The sequence below is a fragment of the Fluviicola taffensis DSM 16823 genome (assembly GCF_943372375.1).
Classification (GTDB): domain Bacteria; phylum Bacteroidota; class Bacteroidia; order Flavobacteriales_D; family Crocinitomicaceae; genus Fluviicola; species Fluviicola taffensis_A.
This window is the reverse complement of the sequence record NZ_CALRYJ010000001.1, coordinates 503944-527010: the sequence shown is the minus strand read 5'-3', so window position 1 is coordinate 527010 and position 23067 is coordinate 503944. Positions and strand designations below refer to the sequence as shown.

21 protein-coding genes are annotated in these 23067 nt (G+C 40.4%); 10 read left to right on the top strand and 11 right to left on the bottom strand.

All coding sequences use genetic code 11. The features are described 5' to 3' along the window. Positions 1–171: 171 nt before the first annotated feature. The 4 genes from AAG807_RS02245 to rsmI all read left to right on the top strand — a co-directional run bounded on the left by AAG807_RS02245 (position 172) and on the right by rsmI (position 3919). Positions 172–1215 (top strand): M42 family metallopeptidase, encoded by a 1044-nt coding sequence (locus AAG807_RS02245; protein ID WP_341900396.1) that lies wholly within the window; start codon positions 172–174, stop codon positions 1213–1215. A 17-nt stretch (positions 1216–1232) separates the two neighbouring features. Next, positions 1233–2267: an endonuclease gene (locus tag AAG807_RS02240; RefSeq protein WP_341900394.1), complete on the top strand. Its 1035-nt coding sequence runs from the start codon at positions 1233–1235 to the stop codon at positions 2265–2267. Positions 2268–2480: 213 nt separating this feature from the next. Then, entirely contained in the window at positions 2481–3233 is a 753-nt protein-coding gene (locus AAG807_RS02235; RefSeq protein WP_341900392.1) for an RDD family protein, read from the top strand. Positions 3234–3244: 11 nt separating this feature from the next. Continuing rightward, complete coding sequence (rsmI, locus tag AAG807_RS02230) at positions 3245–3919, top strand: 16S rRNA (cytidine(1402)-2'-O)-methyltransferase (RefSeq protein ID WP_341900390.1); 675 nt, start codon at positions 3245–3247, stop codon at positions 3917–3919. Positions 3920–3985: 66 nt separating this feature from the next. Here rsmI and AAG807_RS02225 read toward each other — a convergent pair whose 3' ends face one another. Further along, complete coding sequence (locus tag AAG807_RS02225; RefSeq protein WP_341900388.1) at positions 3986–4807, bottom strand: universal stress protein; 822 nt, start codon at positions 4805–4807, stop codon at positions 3986–3988. A 96-nt stretch (positions 4808–4903) separates the two neighbouring features. Between AAG807_RS02225 and AAG807_RS02220 the strand changes: the two genes are divergently transcribed. Together AAG807_RS02220 and AAG807_RS02215 are read left to right on the top strand one after the other, a co-directional pair. Beyond that, positions 4904–5947 carry a zinc-binding dehydrogenase gene (locus AAG807_RS02220; RefSeq protein WP_341900386.1) on the top strand — a complete coding sequence of 348 codons (1044 nt, stop codon included), beginning with the start codon at positions 4904–4906 and terminating at the stop codon, positions 5945–5947. Continuing rightward, on the top strand, positions 5931–6425 hold the full coding sequence (locus AAG807_RS02215; RefSeq protein ID WP_341900384.1) for a copper resistance protein NlpE N-terminal domain-containing protein: 495 nt from the start codon (positions 5931–5933) through the stop codon (positions 6423–6425). Before AAG807_RS02220 ends, AAG807_RS02215 begins: the two co-directional genes overlap by 17 nt. Positions 6426–6474: 49 nt before the next feature. Here AAG807_RS02215 and aspS read toward each other — a convergent pair whose 3' ends face one another. Continuing rightward, on the bottom strand, positions 6475–8217 hold the full coding sequence (aspS, locus tag AAG807_RS02210; RefSeq protein ID WP_341900383.1) for an aspartate--tRNA ligase: 1743 nt from the start codon (positions 8215–8217) through the stop codon (positions 6475–6477). Between the two features lie 233 nt (positions 8218–8450). On the opposite strand from aspS, the gene AAG807_RS02205 reads away from it, so the two are divergent. Then, positions 8451–9251 (top strand): outer membrane beta-barrel protein, encoded by an 801-nt coding sequence (locus AAG807_RS02205; protein WP_341900381.1) that lies wholly within the window; start codon positions 8451–8453, stop codon positions 9249–9251. A gap of 116 nt (positions 9252–9367) precedes the next feature. Continuing rightward, a complete protein-coding gene (locus AAG807_RS02200; protein ID WP_341900379.1) occupies positions 9368–11269 on the top strand; it encodes a histidine kinase in 1902 nt (633 codons plus the stop codon). A gap of 66 nt (positions 11270–11335) precedes the next feature. Here the strand turns inward: AAG807_RS02200 and ppk1 are convergent, their stop codons facing one another. From ppk1 to trpS, 3 genes are all read right to left on the bottom strand, one after another. Continuing rightward, positions 11336–13435, bottom strand: a complete 2100-nt coding sequence (gene ppk1 / locus AAG807_RS02195) for a polyphosphate kinase 1 (protein WP_341900378.1) — start codon at positions 13433–13435, stop codon at positions 11336–11338. Between the two features lie 147 nt (positions 13436–13582). Continuing rightward, on the bottom strand, positions 13583–15304 hold the full coding sequence (locus tag AAG807_RS02190; RefSeq protein WP_341900376.1) for an ABC transporter substrate-binding protein: 1722 nt from the start codon (positions 15302–15304) through the stop codon (positions 13583–13585). Positions 15305–15536: 232 nt separating this feature from the next. Further along, positions 15537–16505 (bottom strand): tryptophan--tRNA ligase, encoded by a 969-nt coding sequence (trpS, locus tag AAG807_RS02185; protein WP_341900373.1) that lies wholly within the window; start codon positions 16503–16505, stop codon positions 15537–15539. A gap of 122 nt (positions 16506–16627) precedes the next feature. Between trpS and AAG807_RS02180 the strand changes: the two genes are divergently transcribed. Further along, complete coding sequence (locus AAG807_RS02180; RefSeq protein ID WP_341900371.1) at positions 16628–17386, top strand: lysophospholipid acyltransferase family protein; 759 nt, start codon at positions 16628–16630, stop codon at positions 17384–17386. 27 nt (positions 17387–17413) lie between these two features. Further along, positions 17414–17707, top strand: a complete 294-nt coding sequence (gatC, locus tag AAG807_RS02175) for an Asp-tRNA(Asn)/Glu-tRNA(Gln) amidotransferase subunit GatC (RefSeq protein ID WP_294859259.1) — start codon at positions 17414–17416, stop codon at positions 17705–17707. Positions 17708–17713: 6 nt separating this feature from the next. Here the strand turns inward: gatC and AAG807_RS02170 are convergent, their stop codons facing one another. The 6 genes from AAG807_RS02170 to AAG807_RS02145 all read right to left on the bottom strand — a co-directional run bounded on the left by AAG807_RS02170 (position 17714) and on the right by AAG807_RS02145 (position 23065). Continuing rightward, entirely contained in the window at positions 17714–17971 is a 258-nt protein-coding gene (locus tag AAG807_RS02170; protein ID WP_341900369.1) for a cytochrome c3 family protein, read from the bottom strand. A gap of 280 nt (positions 17972–18251) precedes the next feature. After that, positions 18252–19445, bottom strand: a complete 1194-nt coding sequence (locus AAG807_RS02165; RefSeq protein ID WP_341900368.1) for a phosphoglycerate kinase — start codon at positions 19443–19445, stop codon at positions 18252–18254. Positions 19446–19578: 133 nt separating this feature from the next. Then, positions 19579–20379 carry a hypothetical protein gene (locus tag AAG807_RS02160; RefSeq protein ID WP_341900367.1) on the bottom strand — a complete coding sequence of 267 codons (801 nt, stop codon included), beginning with the start codon at positions 20377–20379 and terminating at the stop codon, positions 19579–19581. A 111-nt stretch (positions 20380–20490) separates the two neighbouring features. Further along, positions 20491–21306, bottom strand: coding sequence for a hypothetical protein (locus AAG807_RS02155; protein ID WP_341900366.1), 816 nt, complete (start codon positions 21304–21306; stop codon positions 20491–20493). Next, positions 21307–22323 (bottom strand): glycosyltransferase family 9 protein, encoded by a 1017-nt coding sequence (locus tag AAG807_RS02150; RefSeq protein ID WP_341900365.1) that lies wholly within the window; start codon positions 22321–22323, stop codon positions 21307–21309. Next, the gene (locus AAG807_RS02145) at positions 22310–23065 is read right to left on the bottom strand and encodes a glycosyltransferase family 2 protein (protein WP_341900364.1); all 756 of its coding nucleotides are present in this window, start codon (positions 23063–23065) and stop codon (positions 22310–22312) included. The genes AAG807_RS02150 and AAG807_RS02145 overlap by 14 nt, the downstream gene beginning before the upstream one ends. Positions 23066–23067 lie beyond the last annotated feature (2 nt).

Here is a 23067-nt window from a genome sequence, read left to right as displayed (position 1 = left end):
TTTATTTGGTGGACTTGAATTAACAAGTTCATGCATGCTGATTTACTTGAATTCATCAGATCAAATACTAAATCGATTGTTTAGTCCTTTAACAGAGATTTCCCTATTCTTTAAACTAAGAATTGGCAGATGCACCTTTAATTCTATTATTTTTGATGCAAAATCCAATACATGAATAAAAAACTTTTAGCCGAAATATGTAAGACTCCCGGAGCTCCCGGACATGAAGACCGCGTCAGAAAATTAGTCCTGCGCGAGATTGAATCCCTTTGTGACAAGGTGGAGGTCGACAATATGGGAAATGTATACGGAATCCGTAAAGGGAAATCCGACCAATCGGTAATGGTTGGGGCTCACATGGACGAAATTGGGTTCATGGTTACTTATATCGACGACAAGGGATTTATTCGTTTTACAACCTTGGGTGGTTTTGATCCGAAAACATTGACAGCACAGCGCGTCATCATTCATGGAAAAGAAGATGTGATCGGGGTGATGGCTTCAAAGCCGATTCATGTAATGACACAAGATGAACGCAATAAAGTGGCGAAACTCTCCGATTATTTTATAGATACGGGATTGCCTGTAGAAAAGGTGAAGGAACTGATTTCCATTGGTGATGTGATTACAAGAGAACGGGAGTTCATCGAAATGGGAGAGTGTTTTAACAGTAAATCACTGGATAACCGTCTGGCTGTTTTTATTGCGATAGAAGTACTCAAGTTATTAAAAGGAAAAGAGCTTCCGAATGATGTTTATATGGTTTTCACTGTTCAGGAAGAAGTAGGGATCCGCGGAGCTAATGTGGCGAGTTTGAATATCAAGCCCTTCTTTGGTTTCGGTTTGGACACGACAATAGCATTTGATTTACCGGGTGCTGCAGCTCATGAACAGATCACCAAAATGGGCGAGGGAACCGCAATCAAGATAATGGATGCTTCCACGATTTGTGATTCGCGAATGGTTCGCTACATGAAGGAAGTTGCAGAACGAAATAAGATCAAATGGCAACCGGAAATCCTGACTGCCGGAGGAACCGATACTGCCGGAATCCAGCGCATGTCGCCGGGTGGGTCTATTGCCGGAGCAGTCTCCATCCCAACAAGACATTTACACCAAGTGATTGAGATGGCTCACAAAGATGATATTCAGGCAAGTATTGACTTACTGGCTTCATGTTTGTTAGAGTTGAATCAATTTAGCTTAGAATACTAAAAGGAAATACCATTCTTATGAAAAAAGTAGTTTTATTATCCATCCTGATTTCCGTTTGTTCCATCAACGGATTTTCACAGAAAGAATCCAAAAAGGGATCACTTCAATCATTCCATAGCCGCGCGATAGTGTCTTATAACGTGGAAAACTTATTTGACACCATTGATGATAAAGGGGTTATTGACGAAGAGTTTCTTCCAAGTGGAAAGTTGAAATGGAATTCGGAGAGATATCAGGTAAAGTTGGATCATTTGGTGGAAGCCATTACCATGAACCTTACTGAAAATCCGGTTATCATTGGTTTGGTGGAAATCGAAAACAAAGGAGTTCTGATGGATCTAAAGAAAACAGGTCGTTTGGCAAAAACAAATTACGAGATTGCACACAAGGATTCACCGGATGCGCGCGGAATTGACTGTGGATTGTTATATGATAAAAGTTGTTTCAAATTGCTTGCAATGGAAAACTTGAAAGTTTCGATTGATTCGATTCCGGATTTTAAGACACGCGATATTTTGTATGTGAAAGGTCAACTTCAAGGAGGGAAAGTGATTCATTTATTTGTCAATCACTGGCCGTCGCGAAGAGGTGGAGAAGGGGAATCGGAAGTGAAAAGAATCAGAGCTGCTGAAGTGGCAAGAGCAAAAGTGGAGAAAATCCTGAAAGCGGATCCAAAAGCGAATATCGTTTTAATGGGGGATTTTAATGATCATCCGGACAATGTTTCGATTCAGAAAGTGCTGAAAGCAAAAGAAGTAACTGAATCAGGTGCGGACTTGCTTGATTTGTTTGCAGATGACCAAAAAGCCGGAAAGGGCACACACAACTTCAAAGGGGAGTGGGGTGTTTTGGATCATTTTATCGTTTCAAAAGCACTTTATAACGGAAGCAATGGAATTAGTCTTTCTCCGAATGACGGAAAAATTGTGTACGAGGAAAAACTGCTTTTTACAGGAAAAGACGGAAGTAAAAAACCTTCTACAACCTATGGTGGACCGAACTATTACGGAGGTTATTCAGATCATTTACCGATTCAACTCATTTTAAAATAAGAGCTAGCTGCGGCTGGTGATAAAAGACAAGCGTTAGCGCGGTCATAAAAGCACTGCTTTCGATAAAAGCAAGGTTGGAGAATTGGCGAGACCAGTAGGTTCGCTTTTTTGCACATTTGCGGTAAAAAAGGAAAGCTGTGCCGAAGGTGCAGAAGACCTTCTGTAAATTTAATGAGATAAAATTTGTATTTTCGATTTCACATCTCTTAGGGTATGAAAACAATTTCCTTCACAACATCGCAGTTTGTCACGATTGATTATGAGCTTGCAAGCCCTGTCTATAGAGCTGTTTCAGCTTTTTTGGATCTTGTTTTCTTACTGATCTACCTATTGATAGCAAGCTATTTCATCAGTGCCAATTTGTTGGATCTGGATTTTAACTCCCTTCAGAACAGGTTGTCTTTCCTCAGTATTTTCTTGTTGCGTTTACCCTGGTTGTTGTATTCTCCGGTTATTGAGTATTTGACGAATGGTCGCTCACTTGGAAAACTCATCATGGGAATCCGAGTGGTGAAAAGCAATGGTGAAACTGCAGGATTAAGGGAATATTTCACCCGCTGGATTTTCAGGATTGTGGATATCTGGGTCGGTGGTTTCGGGTTTCTGGCCCTGCTTGTTTCCGGAACAACAGAAAAAAGACAACGGATCGGTGATATTATGGCAGATACCGTGGTTATTAAAGTGAAAGACACCCAATTATATAATTTGAAGGACGTATTGTCCATTAAAAACTCGGATAATCATGTTCCAACCTATCCGAATGTGGTTCGTTTCTCGGATGAGGATATGTTACTGATCAAAAATACGATCTTGCGTGTTCAGCGCTATCCGAATCAGCCGAATAAGGACTTTGCAATCGAATTGGCGGATGAAACTGCTCGTTTGATAGGTCTGCAGGAAACTCCTCCGAAACGGATGGAATTCTTAAAAACCGTATTACAGGATTACGTGGTATTAACACGTTAAAAGAGAAATAAATGGGTGTGTTGTTTGTTGTTCCAACTCCGGTTGGAAATCTGGAGGATATTACGTTAAGAGCGATCCGATTGCTCAAAGAGGCAGAACTTATTTATTCTGAGGATACGCGCGTAACGAAGAAATTACTCTCCCATCTGGAAATTACCGGAAAACACATCATTCCTTTTCATGCGCATAATGAGCATAAACAATTGGAACGATCCGTTCAAACAGTAAGAGAAAATGAATGTACTGTGTTGGTTTCCGATGCCGGAACACCGGCGATTTCCGATCCCGGATTTTTATTGGTGAGAGCTTGTGTGGAGGCAGGATTGGAAGTGACTTGTTTACCGGGTCCGACAGCTTTTGTTCCAGCGCTGGTTGCAAGTGGTTTTCCATGCGACCGTTTTTTATACGAAGGATTTTTACCCCATAAGAAGGGAAGACAAACCAAATGGCTGTCTATTTTAGAAGAAGAACGAACAGTTGTTTTCTACGAATCACCACACCGGATCATTAAGGCATTGGAGGAATGTGTTTCCATTTTGGGCGCAGACAGACAAGTTTGTGTAGCGCGTGAGATCAGTAAATTCTTCGAGGAATTCAAGCGTGGGACCGCACAGGAAGTATTGGATTATTACAAAGCAAATCCGCCTAAAGGGGAAATCGTATTACTTATAAAAGGAAACGGATAAGCTTTTTCAAACCTATCCGTTTTATATTTTTAAGGTTTTAAGTCTTAAAATCCTGATGCCTAATATCTATTGTGTAATAAACCCGAACTGCGAACCGGAAGAAGTATCTTCTCCGTCAAAAGTCATTACCGGAATAGCCAGTTCATTTTCTGCTAAACTCTGAACTAAATTGGTTGAGAATAGAGAGAAGTTATCTTGATAATGCGTTGCTGCCAATAAATCTGCTTTTACCTCGCGGCAATATTCGATCAGGTTTTTCTCAAAGTTAGCGGAATCCAATAAATGGATTGTTGCGGGTAAACCCTGCTCTTGCAAGTAACCATTAGCAACACGTAAATTCACTTCGATTTTCTGCATAAATCCTTCATCTGAATAACGCTGACCGACCAAGAACAATTTGGAATTGAATACTTGTGCAACTTTAGAAGCATAACGAACCACTTGAACACTTTCTTTCGCTAAATCCACCGTCATAACAATTGACTTGATTTTATGGAAAGAAGTGTCTTCCTGAGTCAGGATAATTGGAACATTACTGTTTGAAACAACTGATAAGGCAGGGCTTCCAAATATTTTTTGCCAAACAGAGGTGCTGTGTGTTCCCATAATGATTAATTGGACACCAACTGATTCAGCAATAATCCCAATATCTCTTAGTACCTTTCCAATCACCACACGTGTAGAAATAACCACTTCCGGATTTTGATGCTTGGCAGCTAAATCACGCAAACTCTTCTCAGCTGCAATTCGCTCTTTCGCATGTGAAATAATGTGTAGTAAAACAATCTCACCCTTGTTATATTTTGCTGCATCCAATGCAAAAACCAATGCATTTTCAGTTACAGGAGTAAAATCTATCGGAACCAAATAGAGGAATTTTGTCGCCATTGTGTCAAATTTAAGTTTTATTAAAAATAACATTTTTTCATCAGACTTACTCCAAATGGAGGGAAGCCAACGAACTTTTTAAGTTAAATTTGCAGTATGAAACAAACAGAAGCATTTCATTTAGTAAAGAAGGGGATTGCTGAAAGTGCCTTTGAACTCAGAAGTTTAAGCTTGCCTGAATTAAAACCAAATCAAGTGCTTATTGATGTGGAGGCGTTCGGATTGAACTATGCGGATGTGATGGCACGTTTGGGTCTTTACCGGGAAGCGCCACCAATGCCTTGTGTGATTGGTTATGAGGTTGTTGGTGTTGTAACTGAAGTTGGTGAAGATGGAAATAAGGAATTGATTGGAAAGCGTGTTGTGGGTTTTTGCCGATTTGGTGGATATTCAAAACAGGTGATTACGGAAAACTATGCCGTTTCCATCATTGATGAAATGAATGCCGGAGTGGCTTTATCTCTTGCAACGCAATTTGTAACTGCTTATTACATGGTAAACCGATCTGCAAATGTACAGGCCGGAGAACATGTTTTGATTCATGCTGCTGCAGGTGGAGTGGGAACTGCGCTGATTCAATTGTGTAAATTGAAGGGGGCAAACGTGATTGCAAAGGTAAGCTCGAAAGAAAAGGAAAAATTAGTTCGAAGTTTGGGTGCCGATGAGGTGGTGAACTATAAAGAAGGTGATTACGAAAAGCAAATTTCGGCCTATTTGAAAACCGAACGTTTGGATATCAGTTTCAACCCGGTTGCCGGAGCAACTTTTAGAAAGGATTGGTCACTTTTGGGAACAGGTGGAAGGTTGGTGTTATTTGGTGGTTCTGAATTATCAAATGGTAAGTGGGGACTCCTTTCAACGCTTAATTTTGTTAGAAAGATGGGTTTTGTTGTACCAATCGGGTTAATGATGCGTTCTAAATCAATGATTGGGATAAACATGCTCAAGGTAGCAGACTTCAAACCGAAAGTGCTCACTGAATGTCTAAATGAAGTAGTGCAGATGGTAAAACAGGGGCAAATTCATCCGGTTGTAGGTGGTGTCTACAAGCAAGATGAATTAAAAATGGCTCATCGTTTGCTGGAGGAAGGAAAAACTGTTGGTAAATTAATAATTGAGTGGGATGATAAACCGAATTAATTGTTTGTTTGTTGTAACAAGTTCAGCTTTGATCTTGAGTGGGTGTATTGAGCACAGGGAAGATGATAATAACCGCGCAAAATCAAACCCTGTCAATAAGGAAGAAGAGAAATACATTAAAGATAAAGAGTATAAGGTATTCCGCATTTACGAAGGAGAAGTCCCTTGTGAAGATTGTGATGGAATTCAACAACGTTTGGTCCTTAAAGGTGATACCGTTGGGATCTTCCGGCTTACGGAAACATATAAGAATGCAACGGAAGACGGCGATGCAACTTTAGTTTGCAGCGGTCAATGGCAAAAAGGGAAACTGAACTCGAAGAATATCCTGACGCTTTCCCAGGGAACCCTTTCGGATTCGGTGAGACGCATGGAATATGAACTTCGTTCCAAGGAAATCGTTCAATTATCGCTTGATAAGAACCGGTTTAAAAATGGAGCGGAGTATCATTTGAAAATGATCCGAAAATCGAAATAGAAAATTAGTGGTTAAAGAGTAAGGGCGGAAATTTTCCGCCCTTACTCTTTTATAATTTTATTCCCAATTCTTTCAATTGTGCTTCGTCAATCGTCGATGGTGCATCGATCATCACATCTCTTCCGCTATTGTTTTTAGGGAATGCGATGTAATCGCGAATGGAATCCGATCCACCCATTGTTGCGACCAAACGATCCAAACCGAATGCCAGACCACCGTGTGGAGGCGCACCGTATTCGAAAGCATTCAACAAGAAACCGAATTGTTGTTGCGCTTGCTCCGGAGTGAATCCTAACAATTCAAACATACGTGATTGCAGCGCTCTGTCGTGAATGCGAATGGAACCACCACCCAACTCAACACCATTCATCGCTAAATCGTAAGCATTTGCTCTTACCTTTCCAGGTTCTGAATCGATCAAATTGAAATCTTCCGGTTTAGGGGAAGTAAATGGATGGTGCATTGCATGATATCTTTCACTGTTCTCATCCCACTCCAAAAGCGGAAAATCGAGTACCCACAAAGGCTTGAATTCGTCCGGGTTACGCAAGCCAAGCTCGGTTCCCATGCGCAAACGCAATTCATTCATTTGTTTACGTGTTTTCTCCAAATCACCGCTTAAAACAAAGATCAGATCACCTGCTTTTGCACCTGTCGCCTCAGCCCAGGATTTCAAAGCAGCTTCGTCATAAAATTTATCTACCGAACTTTTGAAGGTTCCGTCCAAATTACATTTCACATAAACCAATCCAAGCGCCCCGATTTGTGGGCGTTTCACCCAATCAGTGATCTCATCCAACTGCTTGCGTGTATATTCACTTGCTCCGGGAGCTGCTATTCCAATAACTGCTTCGGCCTTGTCAAATACCGGAAAATCTTTTCCGGCTGAAAGTGCTTTGAGGTCTGTAAACTTCATCCCGAAGCGAATGTCCGGTTTGTCCGAACCATAGGTTGCCATTGCTTCAGCATAAGTCATTCGTGGGAAAGATTCTTCAAAAGTGATTCCGCGAACTGTTTGGAACAAGTGTTTAATCAACCCTTCGAACATATTCAAAATGTCTTCCTGCTCCACAAATGCCATCTCACAGTCAATCTGAGTGAACTCCGGTTGACGGTCAGCACGCAAATCCTCGTCACGGAAACATTTCACGATTTGATAGTAACGGTCAAACCCGGAAACCATCAACAATTGCTTGAATGTTTGAGGAGATTGAGGCAAGGCATAAAATTCTCCCTGATTCATTCGGCTTGGAACCACGAAATCACGTGCCCCTTCCGGAGTTGATTTGATCAGATACGGAGTTTCCACATCCAGAAACCCTTTTGAATCCAAGTATTTACGCGTTTCCAATGCGACGTGATTACGCAAGCGCAATTTTTGTTGTACCGGATTCCTTCTTAGGTCCAGATAACGGTATTGTGCACGTAATTCTTCCCCACCATCCGTTTCATCTTCGATCGTGAATGGAGGAGTTTTTGCAGCATTCAGCAATGTCAATGCCGAAACTTTGATTTCAATTTCACCCGTTGGCAAATTGGCGTTCTTGCTGCTTCTTTCAATGACCAATCCTTTGACCTGAATGACAAACTCACGGCCTAATTTTCTAGCCTGTAAGCACAACTCACTATTTTCTTCCAGATTGAAAGCCAATTGGGTGATCCCATAACGGTCACGTAAATCAACAAAGGTCATCCCCCCTAAATCACGGGATTTTTGAACCCAACCTGCTAATGTTACTTCCTGTCCGATATGTGAGGCGCGTAATTCGCCATTTGTATGTGATCTGTACATGTACTTGAAAATTTATCCCGATAGTTATCGGGAGCAAAATTAACGATTGTAAGAGAGCTTTAAGCATCTCAATCGATTATTTTTTTGTATTTGTAAAAACCACATAATCAACACGTTAAAAATTAATTTAATTTTTTTTGGGATTTGCTGTAACAAAATATGAAGTGAGAAGGTCATATGTTCGAAAAGCACAAAGTACTTAAGCTTAAAAGAAAGCAATAAAATTTAGAGATATGAAAACAGGATTATTTGTCACATTTATTTTCTTCCTATTTGGTTACGCAAACAGTCAGGAAGAACCCGATACAACCCGTATCAAAATGAAAGAAAAACAGATTTTGATTATTAATCATTCGGACAAGGATGAAGACAGCGATACCATTGATGCTGAACCAGACAAAGAGACCTTGAAACACTTTGAGGCACATTGGGCAGGGATTGAATTCGGACCGACCATCTTATTGAACAGCGCGATGAAAAGCAGTTTCCCCAACGATAAACAATGGGAAAATGATCCGGGAAAATCATTCAGCTGGAATCTCAACTTTGCAGAATACAAATTCAAGATCTACAAAAACTACATTGGATTGACGACTGGTTTGGGATTGAACTGGACTCAGATCGGGTTGAAAAACAACCTGTTATTTGCGAATTCCGATTCACTCTGGACAATCCAGGATACCGTGAACGATTACAAAAAGAATAAATTAAGAGCGGTTTATCTGACAGTTCCATTGATGCTTGAATTCTGCACCAACGGAGAATCTGATAAGGGATTTTACCTTGCAGCCGGTGTGATCGGAGGGGTGAGATTGGGTTCAAGCACCAAACAAGTGGTGGAAGATGATAAAACAACAAACCGTTCAAAAACAAAAGGAGTTTACGGTTTGAACGCTTTCCGCCTGGATGCGGCAGTCAAACTAGGATATAAAGACATTGGGGTTTTTGCAAATTACAATTTACTACCCCTTTTCGATACCGATAAAACGGTTGGAGTTTACCCACTAACATTTGGTTTAACAGTCAATTTTTAGTGATTTCACATCATAAGTAACAAAGCAGGAATAAGGAGTCAGCCGTGGTTGACTCCTTTTCTTTTTGGTCTAAAATCAGGTTAAGTCGTTTTTTGCTAACTTTGAGCAAGAACTTTATGATGCGTTTAATTATCTGTCTGGTCTTTATTGGTTTTGCTGAATTCATTCTGGCACAATCCAACTGTTCATGCGAGTCTATGCAAGATTATATTGCACAGCGTGATTTTGACAGCACCGTAAAACATAAACCGATCAATCTGTGGAAGTTCGCAAAAGCATTGGAGGAGGATAAGAACCCAAGATGTTTGGCTTTTTCCTTTCAGTTGAAAGCACAGGTGCAGATTAAAAACGGTCAGTTCGATGATGCTAAAAAGAGTTTGGATCGCGAAAAATTCATTTTGGATAGTATCCGTTGCAAATCAGCAAGCTACATTGAGAATAATCTGACACTTGGGGAACTCTTAATGCTTCAGGGGGATTATGAAGGTTCCATCGCGGTCTATTCAAAAACAGTACGAATTCTTCAAAAAACCGGAAACAATCCGATGCTTTCAAGGGTTTATTTGGGATTGTCAGGCAGCTACGGAAGAATGAAGGATAAAGACAAGGCGAAGTACTATGCAAACCTGGCTTATCCGATCGTGAGCACCTTATCTGATAACGAATCGAAGATTGATCTGCTTGCTCAACTATCTGCCAGATATTATAAGATCTATCAGCTGGAGAAGGATAAGAACTACCTGGATTCAGCGTTGCATACGGTTTCGTTTTCTTACGTTCTGGCAAAGAAAATCCAATATACGGAGAGCTATCTTCAGATCTACAATTTGTTTGAGGATCACGCTTATTACAATCGAAATTTCCGTTTGGCATTGAATTATCTGGATAGTGCCCTGATGCAAACGAAGCCAAACTATCATTGGAAGGAGCGCGGTGCAATTTTCGGCGATATATCTGATATCTATTTGGAATTGAAACGATACGATAAGGCCTATCAGTTTGCAGATTCCAATTTGGTTTACGCCCAAAAGGTCGGTGATCCGTATGATGTGACAAATGCATTGGAATTGCTTTACAATTGTGCCAAACTGAGTGGAGAATATGAACGTGCTTTGCTGGTCTATGAGGATCTGTCTAAAATGAAAGACAGTGTCTTAAATATTCAGAATGCCCGTGCTTATAGTCAGTTGTCTGAAAAATACCACCGTGTAAGGAAAGAAAAGTCTGAAGCGGAATACGAGCAGGATAAACGGTTGTTGCAGCAGCAGCGACAGATTGGGAACCTGAAATGGCGATTGATCTTAGTTGGTAGTATCATTTTTGCCTTGCTTGCGGCCTACGTTTTAATGGTTTTCAGACAAAAATCAATCAAACAGAAGCAAAAGCGGTTGGAAATTCAGCAACGTTTGAACCGGGCCAGAATTAATCCTGATTTCATTTACAATGCATTGAACCAATTGCAAAATGCAGGACTAACGCAGGGAACGGATTACAAGAGACAAATCCAATCGTTTTCAAAATTGCTGAAACAGGTTTTGGATAGTACGCACGATGATTTCATGACCCTGGATCGGGAAATTGAGTTCCTGACATTCTATTTGACTCTGCAAAGAGACCGTTCCAAGAATGCATTTGACTTTTCATTTGAAGTGGATGAACAATTGGATCCTTCCAACGTATGTTTGCCAACCATGATTTTGCAGCCTTTTGTCGAAAGCACCGTTTTGGAAGGTTTTTCGAATCTGAAACGTCATGGAGAATTGAAAATCAGATTCAACTTAAAGGGTTTAAATGAGTTGGAAATCATCATTGAAGACAATGGTAAAGGCCTCAAGGCCATTGATTCCTCAAGAGCTTCGGAAATCATCAATGACCGCTTGTATCTATTGAACAAGCTTAATAAAACAAGTTCCTCTTATCTGATTCGCGAGAAAACGGGCGGAGGTGTTTCGGTGGAAATATTCATTCCGTTAATTACCAAAGCCTACGCCGAAGAACTCAAGAAAGAGGGATTCTAATAAAGTGAAAAGGCATTTCGCCTACACTCAATGACCTTATTTAAGCTGACTGAGCGTAGTCGAAGCTTAGTATCCCAAATTCTCCACCAACTGTCGGTAATAGTTCTGGAGTTCTACTTGTGAACGGATAATTGCTTCAGTACCGGTTGCTTCCTTGTATGCGTTCTTCTGATATTTATCAATGATCCTCGCTTTTTCGCGGTCACCCCATTGCATGGAAAATACCAGGTTGATCTGATCTTTTAATGCTTTGTCAAAAATTGGAGTTCCTACTTCAATGCGTTTATCCAAATTCCGCTCCATCCAATCTGCCGAAGTGATGAAGTAAAGGGGTTTGTTATTGTTCCCAAAAATCAGGAAGCGCGTATGCTCCAGGAAGCGGTCAACAACGCTGTGAATTTCAATGTTCTCACTTAAACCCTTTATTCCGGGAACCAAACAACAGATTCCACGAATCATCAATTTGATTTTCACGCCATTTTGGGAAGCCTCATATAACTTATCGATCATTTCCGAATCCACCAGGTTATTGATTTTCATGTGGATGAATGCGGGAAGTCCTTTTTTGGCGTTCTTGGTTTCATTGGTAATCAACTGTGCGTATTTCTTGCGCGAATTGACCGGGGAAACGATCAATGTTTTGAAATGATGGTTATGCAGGTTATGTTCCATCATTTGAAAAACCTGATGCACTTCTTCAGCAATCTTAGGGTTGACGGTAATTAACCCCATATCCGTATATACTTGTGCCGTTCGTTCATTAAAGTTTCCGGTTCCGACGTAAGTAATCAGTTGCTCTTTTTTGTCGGAAATGCGTTTGATCTGAATGAGTTTGGAATGAATTTTCAAATCTTCCGGTCCATAGAGCACTTTGGCTCCTTCCTCTTTCATCCGTTCAGACCAAAAGAGATTGTTTTCCTCATCAAAACGTGCTTGTAATTCCAATACAACAGTTACGTCCTTTCCATTTCTAACCGCATTCACCAATGCATTCATGACTTGCGAATTCTGAGCGACACGGTAAATATTGATCTTGATGGAAGACACCTTGGGATCGATAGCAGCTTCTCGCAATAAATCCACGACGTGATCAAAACGGTGATAAGGATAATGCATGAGCACGTCTTTTTCAAGAATGACCTTGATGAGACTTTGCTGCTTGTGGAATAATGGATGATCTACTGCTTTATAAGGTGAATAGACGAATTCAGTATTCCCGAAATCCGGAAATTTCATGAAATCCTTGAAATTGTGGTATTTCCCGCCAGCTATTGTATTTATTCCCGAGGTCAGATTCAGACTCTTGATAAGCATTTCCAATAAATCCTGAGGCATGCGGTGATCATAAACCATCCGGACAGGCTCTCCTTTTTTCCTTTGCTTGATACTCTTTTCCATTTTTTCAATGAAAGACATGGATACATCGTCATCCAGGTTCAATTCGGCATCGCGTGTAAATTTGAAGGTGAATGCTTCTATGGTATCAAAAGAGAAGATGGGGAAAATGTCTGCTAAATGAAGGCGGATAATATCGTCAATCAGGATAACTCCCTTTCCTGTTTCGGAATTCAGAATATAGAATCTGGAAACCAAATTGGGAACTTCGATAAGCGCAAAACGAGCTTTCCGTTTATAATCCCATTCCATGCGTACAGCCAGATAAATCGCTTTATCACGCAGTCTTGGAAAGGGTATTTTTTTATCAATCAGTATTGGAACAATATCGTGAATTACCGAAGAGAAAAAATAGTTTTTCAATTCGATTTTTTGTTTTTCGTTTACCGTAGTTTCATCGAAATGTTTAACTCCTTTCCGTTTCAGTTTATGAAGGATGGAGGCATAGGCATGTTCAAACTTCCGTTGTTGTTTGATGACGACATTGCGGATTTCTTCATATAACTCTTCTGCAGTTCCTTTATATCCATCCACTTTTTGATCATTCACCTGAATCATCCGCTTGATATTGGCAACACGGACGCGGTAAAACTCATCCAGGTTGTTGGAATAAATCCCTAAAAAACGCATGCGTTCCACCAATGGAACCTGATCATCCAATGCTTCCTGTAAGACACGGTCATTAAACGATAGCCAACTCAATTCACGGTTGAAATATTTTGCGGGGTGTGCTTTGCTTTTGGAAGGGCTTGCTTCTTGCGGTTTTACCATGGTTTATTTATAAAGCGACAAACTTACTGAGGAGTGTTTGATTCTAAGTTAAGAAAATTTTGAGTTTGTGTTAAGCCAATAAAAACAAAAAAGGCAATCCGCCTTGGACTGCCTTTACTTTTTTGCAAGCTGAGAGTTAGTAAAAAATTATTCCGAACCCTTTTTTGGTTCTTTTATAAATATATTGGAAAAATCTAAATTCTCCAATGAATTTGTCTTAAAATTTCGAATACGTGAATTAATCATGGTGATGAAATCATCATTAGTCAATGGAATCACGACTGCATCATCTACAATTTTCTGATCGCATTCGACCATGATGTCCGTGCGTTTTTCCGGATTTTGCTCTTTGTTCAATCGCACATACAAGTCGTCAAATTTGGCGTTCTTATACTTGAATGGGTTCATGAATTCGGAATCGAGGTTGGCGTATTTTCCATAGAAAATGCTCAGGAAGCTTTCTCCATCCGGGTAATCGGCAATCCATCCGGAAACCCATAGGTTTGCTTTCCCGGATTTTACATAGTCATTGCGTTTCTCAAAATTGATCAATTCAACTGTAGCAACGATTCCTAAGTTTTCTTTCAACTGTTTTGCTATTCCCTTTGCAAGTAAGTGATTGGCAGCATCCTTGTTTCCACTGACATAGATTACCATCACTGGAAAACCTTGTCCATTGGGAAAACCGGCCTGGGCAAGAAGTGCATTCGCCTTTGCCACATTGTAATCCGGACCTTTTACACGATTGGCTGGAAAAAACTCGGTATTCGGAATGAAACCATTCAATACAGGATAACCTTCTCCCTGCAAGGTGTGATTGACCAAACTTCTGCGATCTATGGCGTGATTTAAGGCTTGTCTTACACGAACATCCTTGAAGATGGGGTTGCGTTGTGACATGCCCAGAAAAGTGACCGAGAACGATTGTTTGGAGTCTACCTTGTGTTTGACTGTTTTTCCTTCTTGTGCTTCTTGCAACGAACCTAGAATATTGTCAACCTCGTCGGTAGGGATTTCCAGTACCAGGTCAATTTGACGCTCCCTGAACGCAATGAGTTCGCTGCGTTTGTTTTTGGTATAGCTCAAGTCAATTCCGGCAAGGAATGGAAGTTGATTCCCGAATTGGTCTTTTGCCCAGTAATTCGGATTCCGTTTCAATTTGATCCCCTTGTCTGAAAATTCTTCCAGCATGAAAGGACCGGTTCCTACAGGATGTTTCTTGACTTCATCCTTATAAAAATCATACGCCTCCTTTGGGAAAATTCCAAAACCGGTGTAAGTCAGTAATTTATCAAAACCTGCAAAAGCCTCATTCAAATCAATTTGAACCTTGTATCTGCCGAGAACCTTTATCCCCGAAACACCACCTGCTTTGAATTGCTTTTTTGTAGCCTTGTTGAATGCAGATGCGCCAACTACACGGTCGTTCAACATGAAACTAACCTCATTTATTTTCAATCCGCTACAAGACATGTCCAGAGTGAATTTCACATCATCCGCTGTCAGTTCGCGTCCTTCTCCGTCGAGACATTCGTCCGGATGAAAGTAAACGCCTTTTCGGATATTGAGTGTATAGGATTTTCCATCCGATGAAACCGAGAAACTTTCCGCAATGGAAGGAATCACATTCGATCCCGAAGCATCCAATCGCAATATGGGGTCAAATATCTGGGATGTGATTCGCTGAGTGTAAAGGGTTGTGGCTTGAAGTGGAATGAGTGTTTCAATTTTTTCCGAAGACATGAATCGGAACGTTCCTCCATATTTGGCGCCACCAATTGCTTTCAGGTCTTCAACATTAACAGAATCATCCGAGCACCCGACGAAGCCGACAGCTAGTATGGAAATAAGAATGAACTGTTTAAACATAGTAAGCGTGTTGCAGTGTTGTACAAAAATAACATTTAAAACAAACCTTGGTAGTTTAGGAGAAATATAGTGATATACTTATCTTTTAATACCCTACCTCTTAAAAAGGCAAAAGCCCCATAAGTGGAGCTTCAGCATGTTGGTTTAATAAGAGTAGTTTATGTTGGTGTAACATAAGTTGATTCAAATATAGTATTTTTTGATTAAACGGTATAGTCTGATAGAAAAATTTTTAGTATCCAACTTTAGTGCGAACGCGTTTTAATGTTTCATGAGCAATGATTCTTGCTTTGGAAGCCCCAATTTCTAAGGCTTTATCAATCTGCGACTTATCTTCCATGAGCTCATTATATTTTTGTCTTTCTGTTGAAAATTTATTCAAAATAAGTTCTAAAAGTGAATTTTTTGCATGTCCGTACCCATAACCACCTGCTAAATAGTTTGTTCGCATGGTTTCAATCTCGGAAGGGGAAGCCAATAATTCATACAACCTGAAAATGTGACAAGTGTTCGGATCCTTTGGTTCTTCCAAACCTTTACTATCTGTAACGATGGACATTACCTGTTTCTTCAATTGTTTCTCCGGGAGAAAGATATTGAGGAAATTGTTTCTGGACTTACTCATTTTTTCTCCGTCGGTTCCGGGAACAATTTTTGTCACTTCATCTATACGGGCATCTGGTAAAACGAATGTTTCACCCATTTTCAGATTGAATTTCACAGCAACGTCACGTGCAATTTCCAAATGTTGCAACTGATCTTTTCCAACAGGAACGATATCTGCATCATACAATAGGATGTCTGCGGCCATTAAAATAGGGTAAGTGAACAATCCAGCATTTACGTCACTCAAATAGTCCGATTTATCTTTAAAACTGGTAGCCAGAGTCAATCTTTGGTAAGGATAAAAACATAATAGACACCACATCAATTCTGTCACTTCAGAAACATCACTTTGTCTGTAAAAAGTTGTTTTTTCGGGATCCAATCCACAAGCCAACCAAACTGCAGCCGTGGAATAGGTGTTTTCACGCATTGTTTCTGAATCTTTGACCTGATTCAGCGTATGCAGATTTGCGATGAATAGAAAGGAATCGTTTTTTGGATCCTTTGCTAATTCGATTGCAGGTAGAATCGCTCCGAGTAAATTCCCCAAATGAGGAGTCCCTGTGCTTTGTATACCTGTAAGAATTCGTGCCATTGGAATTTGTTTTTTGCGAATTTACTGGTTTCTTTCAGCTAAATAGAATGAAAAGGTTAGAAATTCAATGAAAGGATTGTTTTTTGTATTTGAATATTGATGGGAAGCGTTATTTTTGAGAGGTGAAGCAGTTCTTGGGAGTACTCAGTTTATTATATAAATTTTACGTTGGGCTGATTTTCGTTGCGACCTTGCTATTCTTTTATCCTTTCCTTTGTATCACACTTTCCCGCGGTTGTTGGAAGAAGTGGAGTTTTCCAATCAATGTGGTTTGGAGTTCTACCGTTCGCATATTCTGTGGCATTTGGATTCACCGATTGAACAGGGTTAAGTTGCCAAAAGGACCATACCTGATTGTTTCGAACCATACTTCTTACTTTGACATTTTCGTGATGTATTCCATTTTACCGACCCATCGGTTTCTGTTTATGGGAAAGAGTGAGATTCTCAGTTATCCCTTGATGAAGACCTTTTTCAAACGATTGAATATTCCCGTTTATCGCAATGATCGGATGAAAGCCGCGAAATCCTTTATCCAGGCAAAGGCTGCTATCAAGGAAGGTTGGTCGATCGTGATTTTTCCGGAAGGAGGCATTCCGGATGACAATCTGCCTGAAATGGTTCCGTTCAAGGATGGTGCATTCAAGCTTTCAAAACACGTCGGTATTCCAATTATCCCCATTACGTTCATCGACCATTACCACATGTTTTCAGATCCGGATCAAGTATTGGGATATGCACATCCGGGAGTTTCACGGATTTACATGCACGATGCGATTTCCGTGGAGCAGCAAAAAGAGATGACTGAGACTGAACTTTCCGATTATGTATTCAACATCTTAGCCGAGCCATTAAGAGAAAGAGGCCTGATGAAGAAATGATTGAATCAAATTTTGTAATTTTGCACCATGGAAAAGATTTCAGAAGAAACAATTGATCATATTGCACACCTGTCACGTCTTCGTTTTGAAGGAGATGATAAAGTGGCTATCCGCCAGGATTTGGACAAAATCATTGGTTTTATGGGTAAATTGTCTGAGATTCCAACTGATGATGTGGAACCTCTGATCTTCATGAGTGACGAAGTGAATGTCTTGCGTGATGATGTACCGGAAGTAACCGTTACACAAGCCGAAGCATTGAAAAATGCACCGAAAAAGGATTCCGATTATTTCCGTATTCCAAAAGTTTTAGATAAATAACCCAATCTACTTATTTCCCTTTATTTGCTTGTGGCATTTCATGCATACATTCGCTGAGGGGATTCCTTCATTTTGTCCATCATTTGCTGAATTGTGGCAATACTTGCAATCAATTCCTTTACTGACGTGAATATCATGCGGGAATTCAATCGGATGATCCGGTTTGTAGGCTTCGTCTACGCCTGTTTCGTTGGTGCAGCTATTCGTTGACAATCCTATGATTGCCAAAGAGAATAGATATAGAAAACCGGATCGGTGCCTCATTGAATTTAAAGGAATTTAAAACGCCCAACCAACAGTAATCCCTGAATATAGTTGAAATCCGAACTCAGATTCACCTTCCCTGAACAAAAACAGATCGTCATTAGGTCGATATTCCACGTAAGGCATTTTGGAAAAGAAATAAAGAATAGTTGTCTTAGGTGGAAGAAAATTAATATCCATTGTTTTTAGATGAGGATTTTAGTTCGCCGGATGAATAACAAAATTAAAAAATCCCCAACCTGCAGAACATATTGGGGATTTTCAATGTTTCTATTTTCCATTAGGATCGAATCGCCTTGATTCCCGGCAATTCAATTCCTTCTAAATATTCTAACATGGCTCCACCACCGGTAGAAACGTAACTTACTTTATCAGCTAATCCGAATTGATTGATTGCAGCAACCGAGTCACCACCGCCAATTAATGAAAAAGCTCCTTTTTCCGTAGCACGAACGATTGCTTTCGCCACTTCAGCAGTTCCCTTTTGGAAATTGCTCATTTCAAAAACACCCATCGGACCGTTCCACAAAATCAATTTGGAATTCTCAATGATCTCAGCACATGCCTTAATGGAATCCGGACCAACGTCCAATCCCATCCATCCAGCCGGAATTTCACCGATTGGAACCAACTGCGTACTTGCATTATTGTCAAATTTATCAGCAATGATCGTATCGGTGGGAATGTAAAGATTGACACCTTTCGCTTTCGCTTTTGCAATGATTTCGTTGGCAACTGTCAGGAAATCATCTTCAACCAACGAACTTCCTACAGATCCACCTTGTGCTTTCACGAAGGTATATGCCATTCCTCCACCTACAATCAGGTTGTCCACTTTTTCAAGCAAACGCTCAATGATGGTGATTTTCGAAGAAACTTTTGCGCCGCCTACAATTGCAGTCAATGGTTTTTCATGACTGTTTAAAACGCGGTCAACACTTTTGATTTCAGCCTCCAATAAGAAACCGAACATTTTATCATTTGGAAAGTAATTCGCAACAACGGTCGTGGAAGCATGTGCCCGGTGAGCTGTTCCGAAAGCATCATTCACATAGCAATCTCCATGCTTTGCCAAATCTGCCGCAAAAGCTTCAGTTCCGGAAGTTTCCTGTTTGTAAAAACGCACGTTTTCCAATAACAAGACTTCTCCGGGTTTCAAGGCTTTACTCATTTCAAAAGCGCTTGATCCGATACAATCGGAAGAGAACTTGATGGTTTTCCCCAATAATTCCTCAATTCGGTTTTTGATATGGCGCAAGGAGAATTTGTCTTCCGGACCTTCCTTCGGTCTTCCCAGATGCGACATCAAAACAACACTTCCGCCATGCTCCAAAATATGTTTGATCGTTGGCAAAGCTGCGCGGATTCGCGTATCATCTGTTACTTCTAAGGTTTCCTTGTTCAAAGGAACATTGAAATCCACACGTACCAACGCGCGCTTGTTTTGAAAATCGTAAGTTGCTATTGTTGCCATTAACGGTATCTTAATTTTGAGACAAAGTTAGGTTAAAGATTGAAAAGAGCAAATCCAAAAATCGAGGATTAAAATAGAAATGGCGACAGAGATCTGCCGCCATTTATTGGTAAATTCTTTAAATGCCCAATTCTTATTCAGACCAAAGAACAAGGTCTACAATGATTACACCATCTTCATTAACCAGCGCATTGGAAAGTGTCACGGTATTTGAACCTGTTCCGCTCCAATATCCGTTAAATGAATCGAATGTATAGGTTCCAGCCGGCAGGAAAAAGAATTCTGTACTGTAACCACGCTCATCTTCAGGGTAAATGTATTCGCTTGTTGCCTCGTTGTATGCGTAATATCCCTGTAAGTCATTGGTAGAAGTTGGGTTTCCCTGTGCATCTACAAGACGGATTTCTACGGTATAAACGGTTGTCGCTAGTTTAATCGCCTCAATTTCGGAAATAATATCGGTAGCCACATCAGCTTGAGCAGCAATAGCATTGCGTAATCCCGGGATTAGGGAATTCGCATCACTGTAACGGTTTTCAACTACTGCATCTTTGATTTGATTGGTAAGTGTGATTACATCGTCATTTAACACAACCAATTGTGCTGTAAGTCCATTTACTGATGCAGTTGAAAAAGGCACCGTGCTTTCATCGTGCGCAAGACTCATGAAGTAATCAATGTCATCCGCATTATTCTGAATCTGATTGACCAGTACAAACAAATCGTTGTAAAAAGCATCTGCATCTGGGGTACTGCTTATATTCAATTCATAAACAAGCCTGTCGATTGCATTTGAGGCATTTTGTACATCCTGAGGGATGTTTTCAGCGGTTTGGATCGCGTTGTCAAGATCCTGTTGGGTGTTGTTCTGAGCGAAAGAAGTGCTCATAGTTGTCAGCAGAAGAGCTGCTGCATAAGTAACCAATTTTTTCATAGTGGAATTATTTTTTGTACACTTCGAAGGTAATTCAAGTGTGTTTCCACTTGCAGAAGAAGCGATTAAATAATGGTTAAAAAATAGAGTGATTGAACCGAAAATAGAAATTCATTTCAGTAAGAACCAAAGCCCCATCAATCCCAGCGGCAAATCCCATATAAATTCCAAACGCAATTGATAACCGACCTTGAAAGAGATGAGATGACCGATAGCTCCGCAAAATAAAGTGAACGGAAGAAGCCAATGAAAACCTAATAAACTCATTTGGAGAACAAGTGCAATTACCAGAAGAAAGAACCCGACATATTTTGCGTTTTGGGTTCCAATTAGCTGAGGAATGGTAAATAACGATTTGCGATCATGTGGAATATCACGGCTATCGAATGGGATGATCTGAGCAAAGGCAGCGATGAAAAGAAGCGTTGGAATTTCCCAAGGAATCAAATCCAGCCGTTTAGCCGAAGCGAATGGAACAAAAACGATCAATACCCAACTGATTGAAATCAGAATGTTTTTAGCAAAAGGTATGTTTCGAAGTCCATTTCCAATAAGTGGAACTGGAAGTGCATAAAGTGAAACAATCAATGTATTCAATCCGATTAAGACAATGACTTCTTTCGTCATAGGAATATAAAGGGTACAGACTAAACAAGAAAGGAAGTTCAATAGGAACCAGGTAATTTGAAAAGTGTAGGTGTTTTGCATCCAAAGCAGGCGACGATTGGAACGAACACTGTGTTTCAGTTGACGTAAACGAAATAACCGATGAAGTTGATAAGCACTTATGGTTCCTGTGAAACTCCAGATTGCAAACAATTCCAGATGTCGGAGATGGAAATATGTTCCGATTCCGTATACCAAACTCGTGACACACAAAGCAACCCAGCTATTTGTATAAATCAATATGCTGAGAGCCGGCCTCATTTAGTTTAGAATTTCCTTAACGACTTTTTCAACTGAAATATCGGAAATGCAATTGCACTCTTTTTTGGCTTTGCATTTAGGACAATCTTCATCGAAAACAAGTGCCACAGATTGCTTTCCAAGTGGTCTCCATCTTCCCGGATGGATCGGAATTCTGGGAGAAAACAATCCAATCGCTTTGGTGTTCAGGAATCCGGCAATGTGTAAAGGTCCTGTGCTACAAGCTACCAAACCGGAAGCATTTTTAATTAACCAGATCAATTGGTCTATGCTCAACTTTCCGGTGGAATCGTGACACATCACATCTTTTGGAATTTCCTTTCGAAATAACTTTCCTTCCCCTTCCGTTCCTGTAAAAACAACATCGTATCCTTTTACGATTAACTCTTTGGCTAATTTGGTGTATTTTTCCATCGGCCATTCCCTGGCGCTTCCCTGAGATTTCGGGTGAAGAATAATGTATTTCTTTTCCAAAAGTCCTTGAAAGTCTTCTGGTAGTTCCTGTTTTTCACTTACAAATTGAGAAGTGTATGCATTGACCTGTTCGAAGGTTGGTATTTCACTAAGTCCGAAAGGTCGTAGCAACTCAAAGTTCAATTGCGACTCATGCAAGGGAGAATTTTTCCGGGTAAAATTGGGTCTGACATTGCAGGTATTCAAATGGAAAATACGGTGTGATGTTCCGATTCGCATGGGTACCTTTGCCTTCTTGAAAACCTTCGCCAATTCCTTTTTGGGAAATACGTGCACTACTGCATCGATGTTCAAGCTTTCAATCGCATCTGCCTGTTCGCTTTTCGGCAAGGTGAACAGATCATCAACCTTCACGATGTCATCAATCGCAGTGTAGTATTTTACAATCGGCGCTGTATAGTTTTTGCAGAAAAAGGTAATGCGGCAAGTTGGAAATTGCTCTTTCAGCCATGCAGTGACAGGAAGTGTCAAAAGCACGTCACCAATACTGTCCACGCGACTAATTGCAATGTGTTTTCCGTTCCAATTTTTACTTTCCTTCACGATTCAGTCTTCTTAGTTCTTTGTATTTCAAAATGTTGGATTGGGCGCTTATCTGTGCGATCTTGAATCCTTTCCAACCGTCCAGAAACCCTAATTTAATAAAATACATGGCAACAAAACGACCCAAAGCACTAATTGCGGGTTTCAATGGTCCGACCTTTTTTCCTTTTGCATGAAATTTCTTCGCTGTAAGAAGCGAGTATTTATCAGCTCTGGCCCGGTGATCTTCGTAGGAGTAATAGGAATAATGTTCCAGAACACCTTTGAATACCTGGAGATTGGAAGGTGGGTGGACCAATTCTTCATGAACGTATTCACCCGACCAATAAGATCCTTCCTTTGGGAACAAACGAGGTTTGATGTCCGGATACCAGCCACTGTGACGGATCCATTTCCCCATGTAGTTCGTCAGACGATTTACGCAATAAGTTCCGGAAAAACCGGTTATTTTCTCTGATTTGATTTCGTCATACAATTCTTCGCTCAAGGCTTCGTCTGCGTCAAGAGAAAGAATGTAATCCGAAGAAACGAGGCTGTTCAAATAGTTTTTGCTTGCCGAATAACCTTCCCAGGCTCTTTGCTCGAAACGGACACCGTACTTTGCACAAATTTCTGCTGTTTTATCAGAAGAAAATGCATCGAGAACAATGATCTCATCTGCCAGATCACGAATGGATTTTAAGCAACGCTCAATGTTTCGCTCTTCGTTTAAAGTGATGATGACAACAGCAAGCGAATTCATAA